At 55.7% G+C, this 23,158-nt stretch carries 12 protein-coding genes; 9 read left to right on the forward strand and 3 right to left on the reverse strand.

The features are described from left to right. The first annotated feature begins 175 nt into the window (after positions 1-175). Positions 176-2,233 carry an SHD1 domain-containing protein gene (locus tag Enr10x_RS01550; protein WP_145447952.1) on the forward strand — a complete coding sequence of 686 codons (2,058 nt, stop codon included), beginning with the start codon at positions 176-178 and terminating at the stop codon, positions 2,231-2,233. Positions 2,234-2,342: 109 nt separating this feature from the next. Here the strand turns inward: Enr10x_RS01550 and thiC are convergent, their stop codons facing one another. Continuing rightward, the gene (gene thiC / locus Enr10x_RS01555) at positions 2,343-3,992 is read right to left on the reverse strand and encodes a phosphomethylpyrimidine synthase ThiC (protein ID WP_145116085.1); all 1,650 of its coding nucleotides are present in this window, start codon (positions 3,990-3,992) and stop codon (positions 2,343-2,345) included. A gap of 487 nt (positions 3,993-4,479) precedes the next feature. Here thiC and Enr10x_RS01560 point away from each other — a divergent pair, with 487 nt between their 5' ends. Then, complete coding sequence (locus Enr10x_RS01560) at positions 4,480-5,466, forward strand: adenosine kinase (protein WP_145103314.1); 987 nt, start codon at positions 4,480-4,482, stop codon at positions 5,464-5,466. A gap of 1 nt (position 5,467) precedes the next feature. Beyond that, a complete protein-coding gene (locus tag Enr10x_RS01565) occupies positions 5,468-7,129 on the forward strand; it encodes an NCS2 family permease (RefSeq protein WP_145103317.1) in 1,662 nt (553 codons plus the stop codon). Positions 7,130-7,158: 29 nt separating this feature from the next. Here Enr10x_RS01565 and Enr10x_RS01570 read toward each other — a convergent pair whose 3' ends face one another. Beyond that, positions 7,159-8,586, reverse strand: coding sequence for a hypothetical protein (locus Enr10x_RS01570; RefSeq protein ID WP_145103320.1), 1,428 nt, complete (start codon positions 8,584-8,586; stop codon positions 7,159-7,161). A gap of 6 nt (positions 8,587-8,592) precedes the next feature. Continuing rightward, positions 8,593-9,117 (reverse strand): sigma-70 family RNA polymerase sigma factor, encoded by a 525-nt coding sequence (locus tag Enr10x_RS01575; protein ID WP_145103323.1) that lies wholly within the window; start codon positions 9,115-9,117, stop codon positions 8,593-8,595. Between the two features lie 244 nt (positions 9,118-9,361). Between Enr10x_RS01575 and Enr10x_RS01580 the strand changes: the two genes are divergently transcribed. The 6 genes from Enr10x_RS01580 to Enr10x_RS01605 all read left to right on the forward strand — a co-directional run bounded on the left by Enr10x_RS01580 (position 9,362) and on the right by Enr10x_RS01605 (position 23,152). After that, positions 9,362-12,802 carry a DUF1553 domain-containing protein gene (locus Enr10x_RS01580; protein WP_145447953.1) on the forward strand — a complete coding sequence of 1,147 codons (3,441 nt, stop codon included), beginning with the start codon at positions 9,362-9,364 and terminating at the stop codon, positions 12,800-12,802. A gap of 283 nt (positions 12,803-13,085) precedes the next feature. Next, a complete protein-coding gene (locus Enr10x_RS01585; RefSeq protein ID WP_145447954.1) occupies positions 13,086-16,526 on the forward strand; it encodes a DUF1553 domain-containing protein in 3,441 nt (1,146 codons plus the stop codon). A gap of 65 nt (positions 16,527-16,591) precedes the next feature. Further along, positions 16,592-17,932, forward strand: a complete 1,341-nt coding sequence (locus tag Enr10x_RS01590; protein ID WP_145447955.1) for a DUF1501 domain-containing protein — start codon at positions 16,592-16,594, stop codon at positions 17,930-17,932. A gap of 175 nt (positions 17,933-18,107) precedes the next feature. Further along, the gene (locus tag Enr10x_RS01595; RefSeq protein ID WP_145447956.1) at positions 18,108-21,809 is read left to right on the forward strand and encodes a CRTAC1 family protein; all 3,702 of its coding nucleotides are present in this window, start codon (positions 18,108-18,110) and stop codon (positions 21,807-21,809) included. Positions 21,810-21,895: 86 nt separating this feature from the next. After that, entirely contained in the window at positions 21,896-22,732 is an 837-nt protein-coding gene (locus Enr10x_RS01600; protein ID WP_145103339.1) for an NHL repeat-containing protein, read from the forward strand. A gap of 141 nt (positions 22,733-22,873) precedes the next feature. Next, positions 22,874-23,152 (forward strand): hypothetical protein, encoded by a 279-nt coding sequence (locus tag Enr10x_RS01605; RefSeq protein ID WP_145103341.1) that lies wholly within the window; start codon positions 22,874-22,876, stop codon positions 23,150-23,152. The last annotated feature ends 6 nt before the right edge of the window (positions 23,153-23,158 follow it).

Below are 23,158 nucleotides of genomic sequence, written 5' to 3' on the forward strand. Positions count from 1 at the left end.
TATCTTAAGGGTTGCGCAGATTATGACCCGGTCGGGGTGAGGGATACCCCATTCGCCGTTTTTTCATAAAAACTCTATTCCAACTTGAACAGATGTAAGGTAACCTGTTGGTAGAGTTTTACTTGTCATTAATGCGCTGACTTATTGTATTCCTGGTTCAGGTGGTTTAATCACGATGAATACGAAACGAAAACTCTCAATCCTGTCTTGCGTGGTGTGTGCATTATTTCTCTCACAGACACTGAAGACAGAAGCCGAAGAGGAAAGCTACGAACGGTTCACGGTCCGCACCTGGAGTTTCCGGGACGGCTCGGAAGCTAAGGGGAAGCTCATCGTGGTGAGCGGCTCGCAGGCGACATTGCGCCTGGACGGGCAGGGGACCGTGCGTGTTCCTCTGGAGAAGTTGAGTGTCAAAGATCTCAACTGGCTCTACGAATATCACAAGCGCCGCAAACAGCTGAGTTTCCTGCCGGAAGAATACCGCAAGCCGCAGACCGAATCGTCTGTCCCGGAAAAGAAAAGCGATCCCCCCGCCAGCAAAGAGTCTACGCCGGCACCGGTCGAAATGAAGACTCCGGTTACCCCTGAAACGAAAATGACGACAGAGACTGACAAGGGGGAAGAGTCGTATAAACCATTTACGTCGCGTGTATGGACTTTCAAAGACGGCAGCAGTTACAAAGCCAAGTATGTCTCCCTCAATCCCAAGGAGCTGCAACTGATCAAAGAACCGGCTCAACTGGTCCGGATTCCCCTGGATCAGTTGTCGGAGAAAGACATGCAGTGGCTGTTCGAATATCACCGCCGGAATAATCTGCTGGGGCTGTTGCCCAGTGAGATGCAGTCAAAAGCCAAAGCGATGGCAGCGGAACTGGGGCTTTCCACGGAAGCACGAACATTGCCACCCGCGATGGCCGGGCTCGGTAAACCTGCCGCCGCTGACGACGATCCGAATGTGATCAAAGCCAATACGGAAATCGATCCCAAACTGAAGGAAGCGCTGACCGGCTATCGCGTCTGGACTGATAAAAAGGGACAGAAGTCCGAGGCCCGTTTTCTCAGTCTCGACGGGCGGGAAATTCGTTTTTCAGCACGTCCCGGGACGAACTCGGGATTTGGCATGATCAGTATTCCGGTGGGAACCCTGATCGACGAAGACCTGGAGTTGCTGCGTGAAGCTTTGAAAATGCAGGGCCGAATGGATGAACTTCCCCTGGCTTACCGGGAACCGCTGGACCCGAACCTTTCGCCGCGGAAGCTCAAACAGTTGTTGCGGGTCAACTTTCACCGCAAATGGACTGACATTAGCGGGAATTCCGTCGCAGCTTCCTACGTAAAAATGATAGATGGAATGGTCACCTTGCTCATCACCCAGAGTGGTACGACGCAGGAATTTCCTTACGATAAGTTTTCGCCTGAAGATCAGGAATATGTTCAGGAGCGTCTGAAGAAAGAAGTCGCTGGTAACTTTTTTCCTGAAAATGCAGATACGATGCTGACTCCTGAAGAGCAGGAAAAAGAATTCCGGGTCTGGACTGACCGGAAGAATCGCCAGATCAAAGGTAAGTTTGTGAGGCTGGCTTATGGTGATTCGGTAGCCGTATTGAATACGGGAACGAAAGAGGAACTGTTTATCGCGGAATTTTTCAGTGATCCGGATCTGAGTTTGATCAAGCCGCGTAAGCAGAAACAACAGGATCAGCTGACGATGAATGAAGGAGGCAACCCGAACGCTTCCGGAGCAGGTGCGATGCAGCCAGGCAGTGCACCTGCGATGCAGCCAGGTAGTGGCCTGCAGAAAGCAATGGAAGCCGCGCGTCAATTCCAGGAAGAACAGAAACGGAAGCGGGAAGAAGAAATGGCGGCGCGGCGCAATCAGGTTTCCCCACCGGCTTCCGATTCAGATTCAGCCCCCGCTACTGCACCACAATTGGCTCTCGACCAATACGAAGGGGTATGTCCGGTCTGTGGCGAAACCGTCAGGCAGCCGACGCCCTTCTTCACCAGCTGTCCACACTGCGGTGCTAAAGAAGGAGATACAATCTATCAGTGCAGGGACTGCAACCGGAAATTTGCCCTGAGTGGTAATGCGGGGGCGACCACACGCTGTCCCCATTGTAATAATTCAGGAGGCAGCTTCACCGGCAATATCAGATTCTGGGGGGGACTCGTCAAGCTGGTGATTATCCTGATCCTGTTTGCAGGCGGCTACTACGGATACAACAACCGCTAGTCGCTCTCTGATCTGTGTGTATCGTCATGTCTCCCACTCAGATCGGGTCCGTTCTGCAACGACGGACCCGATACTGTAGACGTTACTCACAGTCGATCAGCACCGGAAATCAGGGACGCTGATTCAGTACGGGCAGCTCTTTGGAAGTCTGCATCTGCTGAGCAGATTCCGGATCGACGTAGTCGCTGTGGCAGGCTGCTTTGTCCTGTTCGCCGGTCATTTCTTTCTTGACCTTGGAAGCCAGCTTGTGAATCTGGTCCGGGCTGAGGACGCCCCGTTTTTCCAGGATCTCCTGCTGTTCCGCTGTCAGCGGCAGTGATTTCTTTGCTTTATCCCAGGCATAGTCTTCCGATTTGCCCGACATAAACTCCTGGATTTCCTTGGAGATCCGCACGCTGCACCAGTCGTGTCCGCACATCGCACAGAAGTCGGTGTCGACGTCGAGGTCTTCGTCGTGCAGGGCCCGGGCGGTGTCCGGGTCGAAGCTGAGTTCGAAATGCTTTTCCCAGTTAAGGGCAGCCCGGGCTTCGGTCAGTTCATCGTCCCGGTTACGGGTGCCGGGAATACCCAGGGCGACATCCGCTGCGTGGGCGGCGATCTTGTAGGCGATGCAGCCCTGTTTGACGTCGTCTTTCTTGGGCAGACCAAGGTGTTCCTTGGGAGTCACGTAGCAGAGCATGCTGGCACCGTGATATCCGGCGGCGGTCGCACCGATGCAGCTGGTGATGTGGTCGTAACCGGGGAAAATGTCTGTTACCAGGGGCCCCAGAACGTAGAACGGAGCACCATGACAGAGCTTTCGCTGGACCTTCATGTTGAATTCGATCTGGTCGAACGAAATGTGGCCGGGACCTTCAATCATGACCTGCACGCCTTTTTTCCAGGCACGTTCGGTCAGTTCGCCCAGCACGCAGAGTTCTGCCAGCTGTGCCCGGTCGGTTCCGTCGGCCAGGCCACCAGGTCGCAGGCCGTCGCCGATGGAGAAGCTGACGTCGTATTCCCGCATGATGTCGCAGATGTCATCCCAGAGATCGTACATCGGGTTCTGTTTTTGATTGTGGATCATCCACTTGGCCAGCAGCGATCCGCCGCGGCTGACGATGCCGATCAGACGCTGGGCTACGAATTCGAGGTGTTCCCGCAGGACGCCGGCGTGGATGGTGAAGTAGTCGACCCCCTGTTTGGCCTGGTGCTGGAGCATCTGCAGGATGCTGGCGTGATCCAGGTCTTCCAGTCGACGGGCGATGATCATGGAATAAATCGGCACGGTTCCAATGGGCACGCTGCTGTTCTGGATGATGGCCTGGCGACAGCCGTCAATATCGCCGCCGGTGGAGAGGTCCATGACCGTGTCGGCGCCCCATTGCTGAGCCCATTTCAGTTTTTCGATTTCTTCGTCTGTGCCTGAGGAAACCGGTGATGCACCCATGTTGGCGTTGACCTTGGTTTTGGAGGCACGACCGATGGCCATGGGATCGAGCTGGTAACCCAGGTGCACCTTGTTGGCGGGAATGATCATCCGGCCGGCGGCAACTTCATCGCGGATCTGTTCTGCGGTCAGATGCGGTTCGCGTTCGGCAACCCGTTCCATTTCGGGAGTGATGGTGCCGCAACGGGCGAATTCGAGCTGGGTGACCGGCAGGAAGTCGGCCGGGGGCGTCCAGGCGTCGGCAGTTTCGTAATTTTCTTCGAATCCCGGTTTGAGTTCCCAGCCGGCGGGCATGAAGTCCCAGGCGGTTTTGTCGGAGGCGTCCGGCATACCCGGTGTATCAGGTGAGGAGAAGGTCAGGGCGCCTTTGACGCCCGGGGCGATCTGTGGCGGATTGGCAAAACTTCCCGGATTGGTCTGCTGGCCCCGCGTCGAGGGATTCCCTCCAATGGGTGGCAGTGAGTACAGCAGGTCATACGAAGAGGAGGAGTTGGTCATACTAATAGCATCCTTACAAAATCTGATGCGGTCATTGAGTCTGTTTGATGGTCTGTCAGATTCTGAGCGAATCCGGATCAGAAACGAGATCTGCCAGCAGTTCTACTGCCTCGAACGGGAAATCGTCATGGTTTCTGGAGTATATAGTAGTGACCTGACGGCTTTTTTCAAACTGACTGGATGATAAGTCTGGGTGGTTTCCCATTGAAACGCGCTTTGGTTATGATCTGGTCTGTTGAAAAGCAGCTCTGTGCGACTCAATTCTCTCACTAAATCAGGCCAGGATCCGCACAGGGATCCCATAGATTCAAGGTTCGACATGCAGTACGACGTTTATGGTGTGGGTAACGCTCTCGTTGATATTCAAGCACGGGTATCCGATGCGACACTGGAAAAACTGGGTTATGCCAAAGGGATTATGACCCTGGTCGATGAAGAGGCTCAGCAGAAAGTGCTGGGCGAACTGGATGGCGCACCGCTGTCGCAGTGTGCCGGGGGGTCTGCAGCGAACACCATCCTGGGCATCGCTGATTTTGGCGGCAAAGCTGCCTACGCGGCAAAAGTGGGTAGCGACATGCTGGGCGAATTTGATCTGGCGGACATGCGAAAACTGGGGGTCACCATCGAAGTCCCTCCTGCTGCGGAAGGACAGACCGGAACCTGTGTGATTCTCATTACTGATGACGCACAGCGGACCATGCTCACCAATCTGGGGGTCTCTGCGACGCTCAGCCCCGAGGACATCCACGAAGAACATATCAAGCAGTCCAAATATGTGTATGTCGAAGGCTACCTCTTCACAGGTGAGACACAGAAAAAAGCCGCTTACCATGCGATCGAGCTGGCCAAGAAGCATAACGTGAAGGTGGCCTTTACCGTTTCTGATCCGTTCCTGATCAACCTGTTCCGGGACGAGTTTCAGGAGCTGATTGAAGGTCCCGTCGATCTGCTGTTCTGCAATCTGGAAGAAGCCCGCAGTCTGACCGGCAAACACGATGCCGTCGACTGTGCCCACGTGATTCATCATCACGTTCCCAACCTGGCACTGACATTGGGAGGCGACGGTTCGATTCTAATGCACGAAGGCAAAGTGATTCCCATTGAAGGAGTCGAGACAGACGCTATCGATACCACCGGTGCCGGCGACATGTATGCGGCCGGCATTCTGTACGGCATTACCAACGGTCTGACCTGGCACCAGTCCGGGCACCTGGCCTCACACGCAGCCGCCCGCATTGTCTCGCAGCTGGGCGCGCGACTGAAGAATCCTTTTACTCAGGATGAAATCAAGGAACTGCTCAGTTGATATGACGCAAAACCATTACCCCCTCTTCGTACGACGCGATCTGGATGGTTTTTTCGCATTGATGATCGACAACCTGGTCCAGCTGCTGCTGATTGTGGCACTGTGCGGGCTGTGTGGGATCAGTGCTGATTCGGATATTCTACTGCAATACATTCTGCCCGGCGCCGCCTTGAGTATCCTGGTGGGAAATATCTTTTATGCCTGGCAGGCGCATCAGCTGGCGAAAAAAGAGAACCGCAGCGATGTCTGTGCTCTGCCATACGGGATCAACACACCCTCACTGCTGGTCTATATTTTCTTTGTGATGGTGCCCGTGTACCAGCGGACCAACAGTGCGGAAGCAGCCTGGCAGATGGGACTGCTGGCCTGCTTCGGGAGCGGCGTGATTGAATTTCTGGGGGCCTTTGTGGCGGACCGGGTCCGCCGGCTGACGCCCCGGGCGGCACTGCTTTCGACTCTGGCGGGAATCGCGATCGGATTTATCTCGATGACGTTCGCGCTGAAAATCTACCAGCGTCCGATGATTGCAATGCTGCCGGCCGCTGTCGTGCTGTTGACGCTGTTTTCACAGGCAAAACTTCCTTTTCGCATACCGGGCGGATTGCTGGCGATCATTGTGGGCACAATCTGCGCCTGGGTACTGCCCGAAGTGATTCCCGGTATGATGGAAGGAGCTCCCATGAGTACCGAGGCCATCAAAACCGCCTGGGGTCAGTGGGGCTGGTATCCGCCGCACTTTGCCGGCGGTGCCCTCTGGGAACTGCTGAAACAGCCGAGTGAATGGGTAGGTTACATGTCGGTGATTTTTCCGATGGGCCTGTTTAATGTCATCGGCAGTATGCAGAACATCGAATCTGCAGAAGCAGCTGGTGACAGCTATCCCGCCAAGCCCTCGATGCTGGCCAATGGTGCCGGGACGATTGTGGCTTCACTGTTGGGCAGCTGTTTTCCGACAACGATTTATATTGGTCATCCCGGCTGGAAAGAGATGGGATCGCGGGCCGGTTATTCGACGCTGAACGGAATCTTTTTCATGTTGATCTGTCTGACAGGGACGACGGGCGTGATCAGCAACATCATTCCACTGGAAGCCGGGATCGCGATTGTACTCTGGATCGGAATGGTGATCACGGCTCAGGCGTTTAATGCTTCACCGTCACGTCACGCACCCGCGGTGGCCCTCGGTCTGTTTCCAGCGATCGCTGCCTGGGGGATGACGGTGATGCAGGGGACATTGATTGTCGGTGGGGGCAAGACGCTGCAGGAGATTCTATCCGCGAATCTGTTTACCGAGGTCAACGGCTTTCTGATCCACGGGCTGGTCGTGATGGAGCGAGGCTTCATTTTTACCTGTATGATCCTGGCAGCGATCTGTGCCTGCCTGATCGATGGCAAATATCGCTCGGCAGCGGTCTGGTCAGTGATCGCGGCCCTGTTCGCATTTCTGGGGCTGACGAACGCCTATGAAATTGTGGGGAACGACATCCACTTTCGGCTGGCGTTTACTGATGTGAACAGTAAGGCTCTCACCTTCCGCGCGACGGGAATCGGCGTCGGCTACCTGTTGTTCGCAGCGACCTTCCTGATATTGGGCGGACTCCGCGATGCAGAGCCACCCCCCGAAGCGGAGCTGCCGAATCCTCAACCGGAAATTGGTCACTAAACTATCTCAGCTGAGACAGCGAGCACGATTTATTTCTGCGTCGGTGCTTCATAAATCCGTACGTTACGGAACTGGCTCTCGGCCCGGGCAATCACATCTTCATCGGCAATGAAGTGCAGGTAACGGTATTTCCCGGTCAGATAGCGGCCGACGCGGATTCGGAATCGTTTCCAGCCGGTTCCCGAATACGTATTGAACTGCTGCCCGATGTGGGACCAGGCTTCGTAGCCGTAAATCTGGAACGTATGATTCTGTTTGTCGTACTTCCGGTCGGCGTCAAAGCCGAAGCCGTGGATCTGCCCTTCATGCGAGGAGCGGAAGTCGAACTCGATCACCGTGTTGGGGGTGATTTCCTGGTTCACTTCCACGCTCTTCCAGGCGTTCCCCCACAGGCGGATGCCTTTGCCGTTTTCAATCAGCTGGTAGTCAGTAGGGAGTTCGTACTGGCCGTCCTGAAAACTGTAGGGCAGGATTTCAGCCGACGCAAAATCAATCGCTGGGATATCGCCGGGCGGATCAGCGACGGAGAACTGGCTGCGGGTCGGGAAGGCACTCTGATCAGCCAGGAGTCGCTCCTGCAACTGACCCTGACTGTCGAACACAATCGCTTCGCCGGCTTTCACCAGCAGCGGTTTGTCAGGGACCTGTTCCTGAGATATATCTTCATCGGGGCGGGACTGCGACTGTGAGACCTCGACGCTTCCTTCAAAGACGTGCAGTTCCGTCTGGTTGTCCGGGTTGATCGCCAGTCCGAAGTTGGCGGATTGAGAAAGGATCGTCAGGTCGGCAGTGGTCAGGGTAAAGTCATGCTTACGCGACGTTCCCACGACTGCCAGTCGTCCCGATTTGAGATAAGCGCGGCTGTCTGAGTTGAGTCCCAGTTCGGCGGGGCCCTGCAGGGCAATCGTGGTGCCTCCCAGGAAGTCGATCAGGGCGCGTCCCGATTTCAGTTTGAGCCAGCCGGGGACCAGCGGTTTGCTCACATCCTGCGTCCATTCGGTCCGTTCCCAGACGGTATTGTGTTCTTCAATGATCATGGCGGCGGGCACACCGTCGCTGGAGTCGATCCGCGCGATGGCCTGAGCGGGCTGGCTTTCCATGACCAGCAGTGTGGTCAGGAACAGGCAGACTGCCAGCGTGGCTGCGAGTGCGTAGCGGGTGAATGTCAGTTGTTTGTGAGCCGAGGCTGCTTGCGGATCCCGGGCGGGTTCAGTCTGTGCGATGGTCTCGGGAGTGCACAGTTCCTCGGGCAGCGGTTCGGTCTGTCCCTGTTCCCACTGCAACAGAGAATCGATATTCATCATCTCCAGGTAGAGCGCGCGGGCTGCGTCATCGGATTCGAGACGTTTCAGAAAATCCTGGCTTTCTTCGTCGGTGAGGAGACCGTCGAGGAAGGCGGAGATGATTTCTTCCGGGTCTTTTCGATTCTCATCAGGTTGATGTGGATTTTGATTCATGACAAACTATTCCCCCTGCTCGCTGGCAAGTGATTTCTGAACGCACTCTTGTAAAAGTTGGCGAATCCGGTACAGCATCTGGGAGACAGCGCCCACGGAGCGGCCCTGTTCCTCGGCGATGGCCTGGACTGATCCGCCGGCAGCATACCGCTGCTGAATCAGGCGGCGACTTTGTTCCGGCAGCTTGGCCAGACAGCTGGAGAGCACCCGCTGCAGGTCCTTGGAACCAGCCAGTTTCTCTTCATTCTGTTTTGCCAGCATTGATACCAGCTCGACATTAAACACCATGGAATCCCGTTTGTTATCGCGATAATAGGCCAGTACCTGAAAGTAAGCGACTTTGCAGGCCCAGGCGACAAAATTGGTTCCCGGCTCGAATTCCTCAGAACGTCGCCAGAGGACCAGGTTGGTCTCCTGCAAAACGTCTTGAACCGCCTGCGAATCGGGTAGCAGAGAACGGATATAGGCGTATAGTTTGCTCTGATGCGCTGTGAGCAGTTGAACAAAATTTTCCGTCTCTTCAGGCTTCAAGTCGGTGGGCCTTTGGGGTCAATTCTTACGGTAACGGCATGATTCTCTGTTTTTCTGCATTAATATACCAGATCACCGGAAATCTCACAAAATGAGGGGCTTTCCCGCAAAAATTTCACAAATTGGTCCACCCATGCAGATTTTCGCATAAGATCAGCGGGGGTACCGGTATATTAGACCAGATCACGATTTACGACATGGTGACTTCTCAAATCGAGAACCTGAAAATCTGGAATTGCCCGCTATGAACCATCTGGCATTTGTTAAGCGCTCCCTGTGCCTGTTGAGTCTCTCACTCGCTCTACCTCTGTCTGCGAGTCCGTCGTTCGCTCAGAAAGAAAAAAGCGACTCACCCGGCCCCGCCAGCTATCGGGAGCTGATTCTCGCAGATCAGCCGACGCTCTACTGGGACTTTGAAGCGTCCTCGCCGGAAGGATATACCAGCGTTGCTGCTGACAAACAGCAGGGGAAGCCGTTCCAGGCAGTCGTCAAGGGGAAGGCTCCCCAGACTGCAGCCGGTCCTCGTCCTGCTGAATTCCCGTTGTTCGACAAGAACAACAAGTCGGCCCAATTCAAGGCGGGTGACGGTTTTCTGCGCGTGGTCGATCCGGGTGAAAACAGCCCGCTGGACTTCGCTGCCGGCGATGGGATGACGCTGGAAGCCTGGGTGAATCCGCATACGATCAAAGCGGGACGCTTCTTCTATATTATTGGGAAGGGCCGTACGAACCGGAAGGGAGTCGCGCGGGACAATCAGAATTACAGTCTGCGGCTGACTGGCTCGGAAATCAGTTTTCTGTTTTGTACGCAGCCAGAAAAGAAAGGGGACAAGCCGACCTATCATCGCTGGACCTCAACCGGGGCCGGCATCAGCGCCCAGAGCTGGCACCACGTGGCGTTGACTTATACCTTCAGTAAAAAGAAGAGTTTACAAGCTTACGTCAATGGTCAGCCTGTGAAAGGTAAGTGGGATGTGGGCGGCGATACTGAGCGGCCGCCTGTGGTGGATAACGATGAAGTCTGGATCGGTTCTTCGATGGGGGGCTCGCTTTACAGTTCGTTCGATGGTTTCATGGATGAGCTGGCCGTCTATCGCAAGGTTCTTTCTGCGAAACAGATTACCTCACACTTCAAATATGTCGCTCCCGAGGTGAAGATCGACTGGGCCGCGGTTCCCAGTGACCGGGTGCAGGTAGACGTGTATGAGGGGATTCCCAATCAAAAGTCGTGGCAGTTCCGTCCGCCGCGCTTTGCAGAAACGTTTACTCAACCACACTTCGCACTGATTGAAATTCCGAATCGCTATTCGGCCAAAGGCGTCAAAATCGATCGCCCTGATCCGTTCCTGGTGCGGGCGATGTCCAACATGGTCCTGCCTGAGGGGAAGAAACGCATTCTGGTGCGGGCCCGTAATGCAGCGCGACTGTATATCGACGACAAACTGGTTGCGGAAACCGGGTTTCACAGTATCACGAACAGCGGGCACGACAAGGTCTATGACGTCGACTTGAGCCTTTCGCCCCATATCCGCCCGCTGCATCGGGGCGATCAGGAACGGGTGATCGAATATACGGGAGACGGCAAGCCGCATCGCGTGCGGTTCGAGATGATCGTCGGCGGTTCCCGCCATCGACCCGACTTTGGCGAAACCGCGGTCTTCATCGGCGATCCCGGTCAAGACTTCCAGCTGCTGACCCCCTCCGATCAGGTGGTGATGCTGACGGATGAGGACTGGCTGGCCTTTGAGCGGAAGTACCGCTACGACCAGATCGCAGTCAATGCCAGCCGCCGCCGCGAAGCTTCAAAGAAAGAGGATCAGTACTGGGACTGGCGTCACAAGCTGGCAAAAGAGGAAGTTCTGAAACAGCCCCAGGTTAAGGTGCCCGCTGCTTCGAAAGGACTGCGGGCGAACAACGCGGTCGACCACTTCATTAACCGACGCCTGGTGAAAGAAAACGCGCAGCAGTCCGCGCCGCTGAACGATCTGGCGTTTCTGCGTCGGCTGTCACTGGATACCACGGGGACCGTTCCCACGCCTGCTTTGGTGAAGGAATACCTGGCACAAAAACCCGAGTCCCGTCGGAGCTTTGCGATCGAACGCCTGCTCAATGATCCGGGCTGGGCCGATCACTGGGTCGGCTACTGGCAGGACGTGCTGGCGGAGAATCCGAATATCCTGAATCCGACGTTGAATAACACGGGACCGTTTCGCTGGTGGATTCACGAGTCGTTCTACGACAACAAACCCTTCGATCGTTTTCTGACCGAACTGGTGATGATGGAAGGGAGTAAGTACTTCGGCGGTCCCGCGGGCTTCGAAATGGCTTCTCAGAATGATGCCCCGATGGCAGCCAAGGCGCACATCATCGGCCAGGCCTTCCTGGGTCTAAATATGAAGTGCGCCCGTTGTCACGACGCGCCGTTCCATGATTTCAAACAGCGCGACCTGTTCAGCCTGGCGGCGATGCTCAAGCGGTCTTCGCAGGGGGTGCCGAAAACCAGTTCGATTCCGGGCTTCGATCCCAAGTCGAATTCGATGCTGGTCTCGGTCACTCTGTTGCCGGGCGAAAAGGTGACGCCGAAATGGACCTTTGAAGAACTGGTCAAGCCGGGCAAGTTTCCAGAAAAATACCTGCGGTCTGATAAAGATACTCGCGAGCAACTGGCAGCGATTATGACTTCGTCTCAGAACGAACGGTTCGCGAACGTGATTGTGAACCGGGTCTGGAAACGGTACCTGGGGCATGGTCTGGTGGAACCGGTCGACGACTGGGACGGTCAGGCGCCTTCGCATCCGGAACTGCTGAAGTACCTGTCGCAGCAGTTTGTGCTCCACGGTTATGACCTGAAGTATCTGGCGCGACTGATTTTTGAATCGGATCTCTATCAGCGGGAAGCCTCAACGGACATTACCACTGTCCAGGCACTGCTCGATACCACCTACAACTTTTCCTCGCCGGTACTGCGTCGCATGGAGGCCGAGCAGATTGTGGACTCGCTGTTTGTGATCTGTGGCAAGCCACTGGATGCCGGTCCGATGTGCATCGACATCGACGGTGCCCGCGATTATCACAACTCGCTCGATCTGGGAACGCCGCGTCGGGCGTGGCAGTTCACTTCTCCTTCCAATGAACGGGACCGCCCCAGTCTGGCACTTCCCTTCGGTCAGCCTTTCATCACGCTGATGAAAACATTCGGCTGGCGGGATACCCGACAGAGCCCCGTGACAGATCGCGAATATGCTTCGACGGCTCTGCAGCCGGCGATCCTCGCCAATGGTATCCTGGGGCAGCGATTTACCCGACTGTCCGATGATAGTGATTTTACCGAACTCGCCCTGCAGGATCAGCCTGTGGAAGAACTGGTCAGAGCGACTGTCATGAAAACGCTGACGCGTGAACCGACGGCAGGCGAACTGGCCCTCTTTACCGAGTTACTGCAGCCCGGTTATGCGGAACGAGTGAATGCCGATGCGGACATCGTCAAACGCGAACGTTTGCCACGGAATCTGGTGAGCTGGTCAAACCATGTGAGCCCAGAGGCGAATGTCGTGAAGGTGGAACTGGAGGCAGCGGTCAAAAAAGGAGATCCGCCGACCAGACGCCTGGGCGATGACTGGCGTAACCGTTACGAAGACATGCTCTGGACATTGTTGAATTCCCCCGAGTTTATTTTCCTGCCTTAGAATTGAGCCCGGTCTGTCTGCTGGCTGAAGTGGGCAGTGTACCTGTGTCCCGAAGACGTGAATCTCCTGAAAGTAAGGGGGATTCTCTCTAAAATTTCACAAATTGGACAATCGGTGTATAATTTAGCGTGAGATCAATGACGAGTCCGGTATATTAGGGTAGATCACGATTTACGACATTGTGACATTCTTGTGTACAGTATGTTTGTCGGGGCCGGATTCTGACAAAACTCGCCTGCTGTGACGTCTCGACTGAGAACCTGATTTTCTGGAATTGCCCGCTATGAACCACCTGGCATACGTTAAGCGTTCCCTGTGCCTGCTGAGTCTTTCGCTCGCCCTGCCACTGTTTGCGAGCGCCGCTGACGCTGAAAAAGACAAAACTGCCAAACCCAAACCGACCAGCTACCGCGAGCTGATTCTTTCCCATCAGCCAACGCTCTACTGGGATTTCGAAGAATCCACGCCGGAAGGTTATACCAGCGCTTCTGCTGACAAAAAGCAGGAGAAGCCATTCCAGGCACTGGTCAGTGGTCAGGCACCTAAAACAGCAGCCGGCCCCCGTCCTTCTGAATTTCCTTTATTCGATCACAAAAACAAAGCCGCTCAGTTCAAAGCCGGTGATGGTTTTCTGAAAGTGGTCGATCCGGGCGAGAAGAGCCCGCTGGATTTCACCGCCGGCGATGAGATCACGATCGAAGCCTGGGTGAATCTGAATTCTACCGACTCCGGTCGTCATTATTACATTATCGGCAAAGGCCGTACGAACCGGAAAGGCGTTGCCCGGGACAACCAGAACTACGGATTGCGGGTGACCGGTTCGGAAATCAGTTTTCTGTTTCGTGGGAAGCCTGATAAAAAAGATGTGAAGCCGAACTATCATCGCTGGACTTCCACTGGTTCCGGCATCAGCGCCCACAACTGGCATCACGTTGCGGTGACTTATACCTTCGGAAAAAAGAAGAGCCTGAAAGCATACGTCGACGGTCAGTCGATTTCCGGTAAATGGGACATGGGCGGCGATACCACGTACGCACCTGTCGTCGATAATGACGAAGTCTGGATCGGTTCCTCCATGGGAGGTTCAGCCCGCAGTTCATTTGATGGCCTGATGGACGAACTCGCCGTGTATCGCAAGGTCATTCCGGAGAAAGAAATCAAGGCGCACTTCAAATACGTGGCTCCCAAGCCCCGCATCGACTGGACCGCCATTCCGAGCGACCGGGTGCAGGTGGATATCTACGAAGGAATTCCCAATAAGAAATCCTGGAGCTTCCGTCCGCCGCGCTTTGCGGAAACCTTTACCCAGCCGCACTTCACGCTGATTGAAATCCCCAACCGCTACTCAGCCAAAGGTGTCAAAGTCGACCGGCCCGATCCGTTCCTGGTGCGGGCGATGTCCAAGATGACACTCCCCAAAGGGAAAAAGCGGATTCTGGTGCGAGCCCGTAACGGTTCGCGGTTGTATATCGACGACGAGCTGGTACTGGAAACCCCCTTCCATAACATTTCCGGCAGTGCCCACGGTAAAGTCTTCGACGTCGATCTGAGCCTGTCGCCTAATATCCGTCCGCTGCATCGCGGCGATCATGAAAAGGTGGTTGAATATACGGGAGACGGCAAGCCGCATCGCGTGCGGTTCGAAATGATCGTCGGTGGTTCCCGCCATCGTCCCGACTTTGGGGAAACCGCGGTCTTCATTGGCGATCCCGGTAAAGACTTCCAACTGCTGACTCCCTCCGATCAGGTCGTAATGCTGACCGATGTGGAATGGTTGCCGTTCGAACGTCAGTATCGCTACGACATGATTGCTGTGAATGCAGAGCGTCGTCGCGAAGCGTCACAGGAAGAAGATCAGTACTGGGCCTGGCGGCATAAGCTGGCGAAAGAGGAAGTCCTCAAACAGCCCCAGGTCAAGGTGCCCGCCGCCTCGAAAGGCCTGCGTGCCAATAACGCCGTCGACCACTTCATTAACCGACGTCTGTCGAAAGAAAAAGCAAAGCAGTCCGCGCCACTGAGTGATCTGGCGTTCCTGCGTCGGCTGTCTCTGGATACAACGGGGACCGTGCCTGCACCTGCCCTGGTAAAAGAATACCTGGCACAGAAACCGGAAGCCCGCCGGAGCTTTGCGATTGAGCGCCTGCTCAATGATCCGGGCTGGGCGGACAACTGGGTGGGTTACTGGCAGGACGTGCTGGCGGAAAACCCCAACATTGTGAACCCGACGTTGAATAACACCGGACCATTCCGCTGGTGGATCCACGAGTCGTTCTATGACAACAAACCCTTCGATCGTTTCCTGACCGAACTGGTGATGATGGAAGGCAGCAAATATTTCGGCGGTCCCGCCGGTTTCGAAATGGCTTCGCAGAACGATGCCCCGATGGCAGCCAAGGCGCACATTATTGGCCAGGCGTTCCTGGGGCTGAATATGAAGTGTGCCCGTTGTCACGATGCCCCATTCCACGATTTCAAACAGCGTGACCTGTTCAGCCTGGCGGCGATGCTCAAGCGGTCTCCGCAGGGCGTGCCGAAAACCAGTTCGATTCCGGGTTTCGATCCCAAGTCGAATTCGATGCTGGTCTCGGTCACTCTGCTGCCGGGCGAAAATGTGACGCCGAAATGGACCTTTGAAGAACTGGTCAAGCCGGGCAAGTTCCCCGCGAACTACCTGCGGTCTGATAAAGATACCCGCGAACAGCTGGCGGCGATTATGACTTCGCCTCAAAACGAGCGGTTTGCAAATGTGATTGTGAACCGGGTCTGGAAGCGGTACATGGGACACGGGCTGGTCGAGCCGGTTGACGACTGGGACGGCCAGGAGCCTTCGCATCCGGAACTGCTGAAATACCTGTCTCAGCAGTTTGTGATCCACGGTTATGACCTGAAGTACCTGTCCCGTCTGGTATTCGAATCGGATCTGTACCAGCGGGAAGCCTCAACGGATATCACCAAAGTGCAGGGGCTGTTCGATACGACCTTTAACTTTTCCTCGCCGGTTCTGCGTCGGATGGAAGCCGAGCAGATTGTGGACTCGCTGTTTGCAATCTGTGGCAAACCGCTGGACGCCGGCCGGATGTGTATCGATATTGATGGATCGCGCGACTACCATAGCTCACTCGACCTGGGAACGCCGCGTCGGGCGTGGCAGTTCACTTCTCCTTCCAATGAACGGGACCGGCCCAGTCTGGCACTTCCCTTCGGTCAGCCTTTCATCACGCTGATGAAAACGTTCGGCTGGCGGGATACCCGACAGAGTCCCCTGACGACTCGTGAATATACTTCAACAGCGCTGCAGCCGGCGATTCTGGCGAACGGAGTGCTGGGGCAACGGTTCACCCGTCTGTCGGATGACAGCGCCTTCACGGAACTCGCACTGCAGGATCAGCCCCTGGAGGCGTTGATCAAAGAGTCATTTTTGAAAGCACTGACGCGTGAACCGACGCCGGCAGAGCTCAAGCTGTTTACCGAGCTGCTCCAGCCCGGTTATGCGGAGCGGGTGAATCGGGGTGCGGAAATTGTCAGTCGGGAGCGTCTGCCCCGGAACCTGGTGGGCTGGTCCAACCATTTGAGTCCGCGGGCCAATGAAATCAAGGTGGAGCTCGAGGCCGCTGTCAAACAGGGTGATCCACCGACGAAACGCCTGAACGACGACTGGCGGAACCGCTACGAAGACATGCTCTGGTCCATGTTGAATTCTCCGGAATTTATCTTCGTGCCTTAACGATATTTACTGAATGGAACGATAAACGAATAACACGCTTTGATCTTTTCAATAAAGAGTGAATCATGAACGAATTTCAGTCTACACGTCGCGATTTCTTACGACAGGCTTCCGCCACCGGCCTGGCGGCTTCGGCGCTGGGAACTTCCTGGCAGCAGTTGCTCGCCTCGGAAAAACATGGCACAAAACCGCATGGCGCCAAAAAGCGACCGATGCCGAAAGGCAAGGCGGAGCACTGCATCATGATCTGGCTGGGCGGAGGTTCCTGCCACATCGATACCTGGGACCCCAAACGCAAAGGGGATCCGAAGGCCAAGAAAGCGGGTTCCTATTACGATCCGATTTCGACCGCGATTCCGGGAACCCAGGTCTGTGAGCATCTTTCCAAGTGTGCTCCAATTCTGGACCGGTTCAACATCGTACGCAGCGTACATCATGAAGTGATCGACGAGCACGCCGCCGCGACCAATCGCATGCACACCGGACGCCCGACCACCGGGACGATTACTTACCCGTCTGTCGGTTCCGTCGTGGCTCACCAGCGTGGTGCCGTCAGCGATTTTGCACCTGCTTACGTGCTGATCGGTTATCCCAACGTGACCCGTGGTCCCGGCTTTTTGGGCAGCAAGGCCGGTTATGTTTACCTGACCGACACCAACGCCGGTCCGAGTGGTTTCACCCGTTCTTCTCGCGTGAACCAGGGACGCCAGGATCGTCGCGAACGGTTGCTGAAGAAAATGCGGGCCGATTACCGTCAGAAGAGTTTCGGCGGACAGACGATTCAGGACTATGACGAATCCGTGGCGGAAGCACTGCGTCTGTCAGGACCTGAGTTCATGAAGGTCTTCCAGCTGGACAGTGAAAAGAGCGACCTGCGGAATTCATACGGTGGTGAATTCGGTCAGCGGTGTCTGCTCTCACGTCGCCTGATTCAGTCCGGCGTACGGTTCATCGAAGTCTCACACAACCTGAACTTCGTGAACGGGACCGGTTGGGATACCCACAATGACGGTCAGTTGAATCAGCACCTGTTGATCAAGGAACTCGATTCCGCACTGTCAGCCCTGGTGCTGGACCTCGAACAGCACAAGCTGCTTGACAAAACTCTGATTGTCGTCGCTTCGGAATTCGGTCGTCCGGCCCGTTTCGATTCCGGCGGAGGTCGCGGTCACCAGTCGAAAGCCTTCAGCGTCACGCTGGCCGGCGGTGGTCTGCAGAACGGCAAGACCATCGGCGAGACCAACGAGCTGGGTGAAGAAATCGTCTCCCGTCCGGTTTCCGTACCCGATCTGCACGCGACGATTTATGCCTCGCTGGGCATCGATCCTTCCGAAGAACTTTACTCCGGCGACCGGCCTGTGCCGATCACCGATATGGGAGAGCCCGTACGGGAACTGTTTGGTTAACAGCCCGGGTATTACCCGAAAAATCAAAAGCGAGTTGCCGTCAATGGGATGGCAGCTCGCTTTTTTTGCGCATGCGAAACAGAAAGTCGAGCGAGACAGACTGGTATTCAGATAGCAGAAGTGTATCCTTGGGGCAGGAGCGTTATCCGCAGGAATTCCATCAAAGGTCTGTTGCATGTCTACCCGGCCCACTCATCATTACCTGATTGTTGCAGCTGTGATTCTGTTTGTGGGGGTGCTGGCTCTGTTTCTGACGCTGCAACCAGACGCCGGTCCGGCTGGTAAGGGACCGATTTCCTATGACGAGGCGCAGAAACTGCTGCGGCTGAAAAATGAAGGCGTCGCCTATCTGGAAAACGAACGGTACGCTGAGAGTGATCCGCTGCTCGAGCGGCTGACGGAAGAACTGCCGGACGAAGTGATCGGCGTTCAGAATCTGACCATCTGTCGTCTGCTGCAGCTCACTCCTGAAAAACTGGCTGATCAGCAGGCAGGGAAGAAACTGGCAGACCAGTCACTGGCGACTGTGGCGCAGCTGATCCGGATTGCTCCCGAAGCGAGCACGAGCTATGTCCTTTCAGCCCGCATTCAACAGGCTCTGGGAAATGAGTCGGAGGCAGAGGCGGCGTTCAAACAGGCGCTGGAAAAAAGTCCCGAGTCGGCGGCGATCTGGTTTGAGCTGTCACAGTTACAGAAGCAGAGTGCGAAACCCGAGCGGCAGGAACAGGCCAATACGTCGTTGAAGCGGGCCTGGGAACTGCAGCCGGATAACCTGTTTCTGACGATCGATTATCTGCAGGTCGCTGCGGACCAGAAATCGGAACAGGCACAAGCGGTCTTCGCACAGGTGAAACAGCTGGCAGCGCCCCTGGTAGAGAGTGTGAAGGATCATACACGGCTGGATTTGAATCAGCTGATCGAGACCTCCCTGCAGGCGATCCAGGATCAGAAGTGGAATCTGGTGACCCGCAATGCCCGCATACTCAGAAATGTGTTGATCGCGGAAGACCTGGTCAAAAGCGATCGCCGCCGTGTCGAACAGAACCCGCTGGAGTTTGTGATCCCTGATTTTCCTCCGGCCTTTTATGCGGCGGTCGAGTGGCCTGACCAGGAGAAACCGTTATCGGTGAAGTTCGCTGAGCCCGAACCGCTCGAATTCGCTGGGGAAGCTCCTGCTGACATCAAAGATCTGCAGGTTGCGGACTTCGACCTGGACGGCAAACCCGATCTGATTCTGCTGACCGCGAAACAGGTGCAGGTCTTCCGGCAGAATCAAGAGGGGCACTGGGAAGCGATAGTATCTGCCCCGGTGGAAGGGGACTTTAGTGAGATTGACGCGGTTGATCTGGATGCGGACGTGCAGCAACTGACTCCGCAGCCTGCTGCTGAGAAAAAAGAGGAGCCGCCTACGATCGCTCCCATTTCGCCTGCCCGGGATGCCGACCTCGATCTGGTGCTGGCAGGGAAGTCCGGCATGCTTGTGCTGGAGAATCGGGCGGATGCGAAACAGGGAACGCGGCAGCTGGTTCTTAAGCCGCAGGTTGATTCGCTGGATGCATTGCGCGATGTGCTGGCGATCAATTTTTCAGACCTGGATCATGACGGCGATCTGGATCTGGTTGCATCCACTGAGAAGGGGTTGTCGCTCTGGTCGAACCGGGGGAATCTGTCGTTTCAGGAGATCAGTGCGAATTCCCAGCTGCCGCCCGCGGATCTGGCGGCGACGTCGATTGTTCGCGTCGACTGGGACCGCGATGTCGATCTGGATCTGATTCTCTGCAGCAGGATCTCCAGGCAGGCGGGTTACCTGGAAAATCTGCGGCACGGTCGCTTTCGCTGGCGAACGTTTGACGAGGATGATCCGAAGTCAGCTGTCAACCAGTTTGAAGAATGCGTGTTGACCGACTTTGACCGGAATGGTTCCTGGGACCTGGTTGGCGTACAGGAGAAAAAACTGCAGCTGGCGGAAACCCGGTTGCCGGAACCGGGACGCATGCAGATTGCGTCAGTAACGCCCATGCAGGGAACGGAGCCGGTTGAAGGGCAACACGACGTTTTACAGACAGGAGATCTGAATAATGACGGCGTGTTGGATGTGGTGACGCTGAGTTCGAAACAGCTGTGGGTTCTGCTGGGAAGTGCACAGCACAGAACTGAGCAGACCGCTTTTGTCGCCGATCAGGTGCTAACAAACTCGAAACCAATTCAGCGGTTCCGGCTGGCGGATCTGAATCAGGATGGCAGCCTGGATGTGATTATGGTTGGTGGTGACAAGGTGCTTCTCTGGCAGAACCAGGGGAATGATTATCACTGGATCGACGTGTCACTCCGCGCGGAACAGGTCAAAGGGGAAGTCAAGTCGGCCAGCGGTCGGGTGAATCATTACGGCATCGGCAGTTTGATCGAGCTCCGCAGCGGTGCAATTTATCAGCCGCAGATTGTGGCGGGGCAGTCGACGCATTTTGGTCTGGGAAAACAGACGGTCGCAGAAGCGCTGCGCGTGTTGTGGACCAATGGAATTCCCGTGAATATCATCAACGCGAAAACCGACCAGCGGATTTATGAAAAGCAGACGCTGATGGGATCGTGCCCCTATCTCTATACGTGGGACGGGGAACAATTCACGTTTTACACGGACCTGCTGTGGGCAGCTCCGATCGGGCTGCAGTTTGGCAAAGGGATCGTCGCGCCGAGTCGCAACTGGGAGTACCTCAGGATCGACGGCGATCAGCTGAAAGCGAAAGACGGTTATTATGAACTGCGGGTGACGGAAGAGCTGTGGGAAGCCGGTTATCTGGATACGGTACAGCTGACGGCGGTGGACCATCCCGAGGAGATCGACATTTTCTCAAATGAAAAGGTGGGGCCGCCCGATCTGGCGGAATTCAAGATCCATACGGTGCAGAACCCGCAGACTCCTGTCGCAGCTGTGAACCAGCGCGGACGTGATGTGCTTTCGGAGATCAAAGAAGTCGATGACGTGTATGCGAAGACGTTCGACGAAAAATATCGTCAGGGGCTGGTGGAAGACCATGTACTGGAACTGGACCTGAATACCGAGGCAGTACGGAAAGCGAAAGCACCACGGATCAAGCTGTTTCTGACGGGCTGGCTCTATCCGACGGATACGGGCATCAATCTGGCACTGTCGGAAAATCCCGCGCTGCCCTCGCCGCGTCCACCTTCACTGTCGGTGCCGGATGGGAAGGGGGACTGGAAGACGATTCAGCCCTTCATGGGTTTCCCGGGCGGGAAGACGAAAACGATTGTCGTGGATCTGGCCGACCAGTTTCTGGCGGATGATTATCGCGTGCGGATTGAAACCAATATGGAGTTTTACTGGGACCGGGTCTTTTTTACTCTCGACGAAAGCCCGGCTGAGTTGATGACGCGTGTCTGTCCTCTGGAAACAGCAGACTTACAGTTCCGTGGTTTTTCAACGCCGATCATCCATTCGGGGAACGGGCCGGAACGCTATGACTATCAGAGTCTGTCTCGGCAGATTCAGTGGCCGCCGATGCAGGGGGGCTTCACCCGCTACGGGGATGTGAAGCCACTGGTAGAACAAGCCGATAACCGGCTGGTGATCCTGGGGGCCGGTGATGAAATGCGACTGCGTTTCCAGGTGCCTGCGGAACCAGTGCGTCCGGGGTGGAAGCGTGACTTCATTCTGTACAACGTGGGCTGGGACAAGGATGCGAACCTGCATACGATCCTGGGGCAGTCGGTGGAACCATTGCCGTTCCGGGAGATGCAGAGCTACCCTTATCCGACCGAGGAGTATCCGTCGGATGCGGTCTTACAGTCGGATCGGGAGCAGTATCACACGCGTCGACAGAGCAGCGCGGCGTTCTGGAAACACATACAGCGTCCCTGATGATTTCATGAGTGCATTTGCCCACGAGGTTCGCTAAGATACGGATTGACTTTTTCATTCCTAATTCCATCAGGTATTCACACACGATGCAGATTTTCGTTCAGACGTGTTCCGTTTTGCTGTTGTTACTGGCTTCGACCAGCGCCACTCGTGCTGCGGAGATGCTGTACCCGGTTTCTGTTGTCGCTGCGGAGAAAGGTCCCGTCTATGTGGCTGATCGAAAGCTGCCTGGCATCTGGAGCGTGCAGGACGGAAAACTCAGTCCATTCTTCAAAGGTTCGAAGGTCTTTCGCACACCGTTGAACGCAGTTCGCTGTGTGACCCTGGATGACCAGGGGCGGGTGATTGCAGGTGATTCCGCAACCCGTGAAGTTTATCGCTTTGAAAAAGCGGGGGCGAAGCCAACCCCTTTGACGAATGGGGGCATCGGGATTCCCATGGATGTGGTCGTGACCAAAGCAGGGGATCTGCTGGTGTCCGATTTGGAACTGCACCGGATCTGGAAAGTGCCTGCCGCTGGTGGGAAGCCGACACTGTTTGCGGAAGTCAGTGCCCCCCGCGGTCTGGCGCTGGATCAGGCGCAGAACCTGTGGGTTGTTTCCGGGACCGCAGACCAGTTGCTGAAAGTGACGCCGGATGGGAAAGTGAGTGTGGTGGTCAAAGGCCGACCGTTCAATTTTCCTCACGATGTGGTCGTGCTCGACGATGGGACCGCGGTGGTCAGTGATGGTTACGAGAAGGCGCTCTGGAAAGTCACGCCGGATGGGAAGACCGAAAAGTGGGTCTCCGGGAAACCGTTTATCAATCCTGTTGGGATTGCGCTGCAGGGGAAGAATATCCTGGTGGCAGACCCGCATGCGAAGACCGTGTTCTCGGTCGATGCTGAGAAGAAGGTGACGGACTTATTGTCGTCTGAGAAATAATGCGTTCGCCGCAGTGCCGATCGGTTTCACGGATGATGCCCGCAGTCAGAAAAAACTTGCTGCCGCCAGCCGTGACAGATAGCATGAGGTCAGAGTGCGCTCGAAATCAATGAACTCGTTTGCTTTCTCTGAGGCACATGGATGACCGTTGACGCATTGATTGGAATGATTGACGTAACGTTCGACTACTTTGGGGCACTCGGGGACTGGCACCAGGATCCCGAGGGACTCGAAGCGGTTCGACAGATCAAAGAGCAGATGCTGCAGGATTTACAGGAATTTGAGCGAGAGCCTTCCGACTACGAATTGATCGAGCTGTGCCGCGACTGGCGTGCGCTCCGGATGGAGCCGGAAGGTGAAGCGACTTATCCGCCCGATATGTTTATCGAAAGTGTCTGCCAGGTGATCGAGGTTTCGTAAGTCTTC

Source organism: Gimesia panareensis (assembly GCF_007748155.1).
Lineage (GTDB): Bacteria > Planctomycetota > Planctomycetia > Planctomycetales > Planctomycetaceae > Gimesia > Gimesia panareensis.

Coding starts and splice junctions, on each gene's coding strand:
- Enr10x_RS01600 (WP_145103339.1), top strand. CDS start 21,896: ATGCAGATTTTCGTTCAGACGTGTTCCGTTTTGCTGTTGTTACTGGCT.
- Enr10x_RS01565 (WP_145103317.1), top strand. CDS start 5,468: ATGACGCAAAACCATTACCCCCTCTTCGTACGACGCGATCTGGATGGT.
- thiC (WP_145116085.1), bottom strand. CDS start 3,992: ATGCCGGACGCCTCCGACAAAACCGCCTGGGACTTCATGCCCGCCGGC.
- Enr10x_RS01595 (WP_145447956.1), top strand. CDS start 18,108: ATGTCTACCCGGCCCACTCATCATTACCTGATTGTTGCAGCTGTGATT.
- Enr10x_RS01570 (WP_145103320.1), bottom strand. CDS start 8,586: ATGAATCAAAATCCACATCAACCTGATGAGAATCGAAAAGACCCGGAA.
- Enr10x_RS01605 (WP_145103341.1), top strand. CDS start 22,874: ATGACCGTTGACGCATTGATTGGAATGATTGACGTAACGTTCGACTAC.
- Enr10x_RS01590 (WP_145447955.1), top strand. CDS start 16,592: ATGAACGAATTTCAGTCTACACGTCGCGATTTCTTACGACAGGCTTCC.
- Enr10x_RS01560 (WP_145103314.1), top strand. CDS start 4,480: ATGCAGTACGACGTTTATGGTGTGGGTAACGCTCTCGTTGATATTCAA.
- Enr10x_RS01580 (WP_145447953.1), top strand. CDS start 9,362: ATGAACCATCTGGCATTTGTTAAGCGCTCCCTGTGCCTGTTGAGTCTC.
- Enr10x_RS01550 (WP_145447952.1), top strand. CDS start 176: ATGAATACGAAACGAAAACTCTCAATCCTGTCTTGCGTGGTGTGTGCA.
- Enr10x_RS01585 (WP_145447954.1), top strand. CDS start 13,086: ATGAACCACCTGGCATACGTTAAGCGTTCCCTGTGCCTGCTGAGTCTT.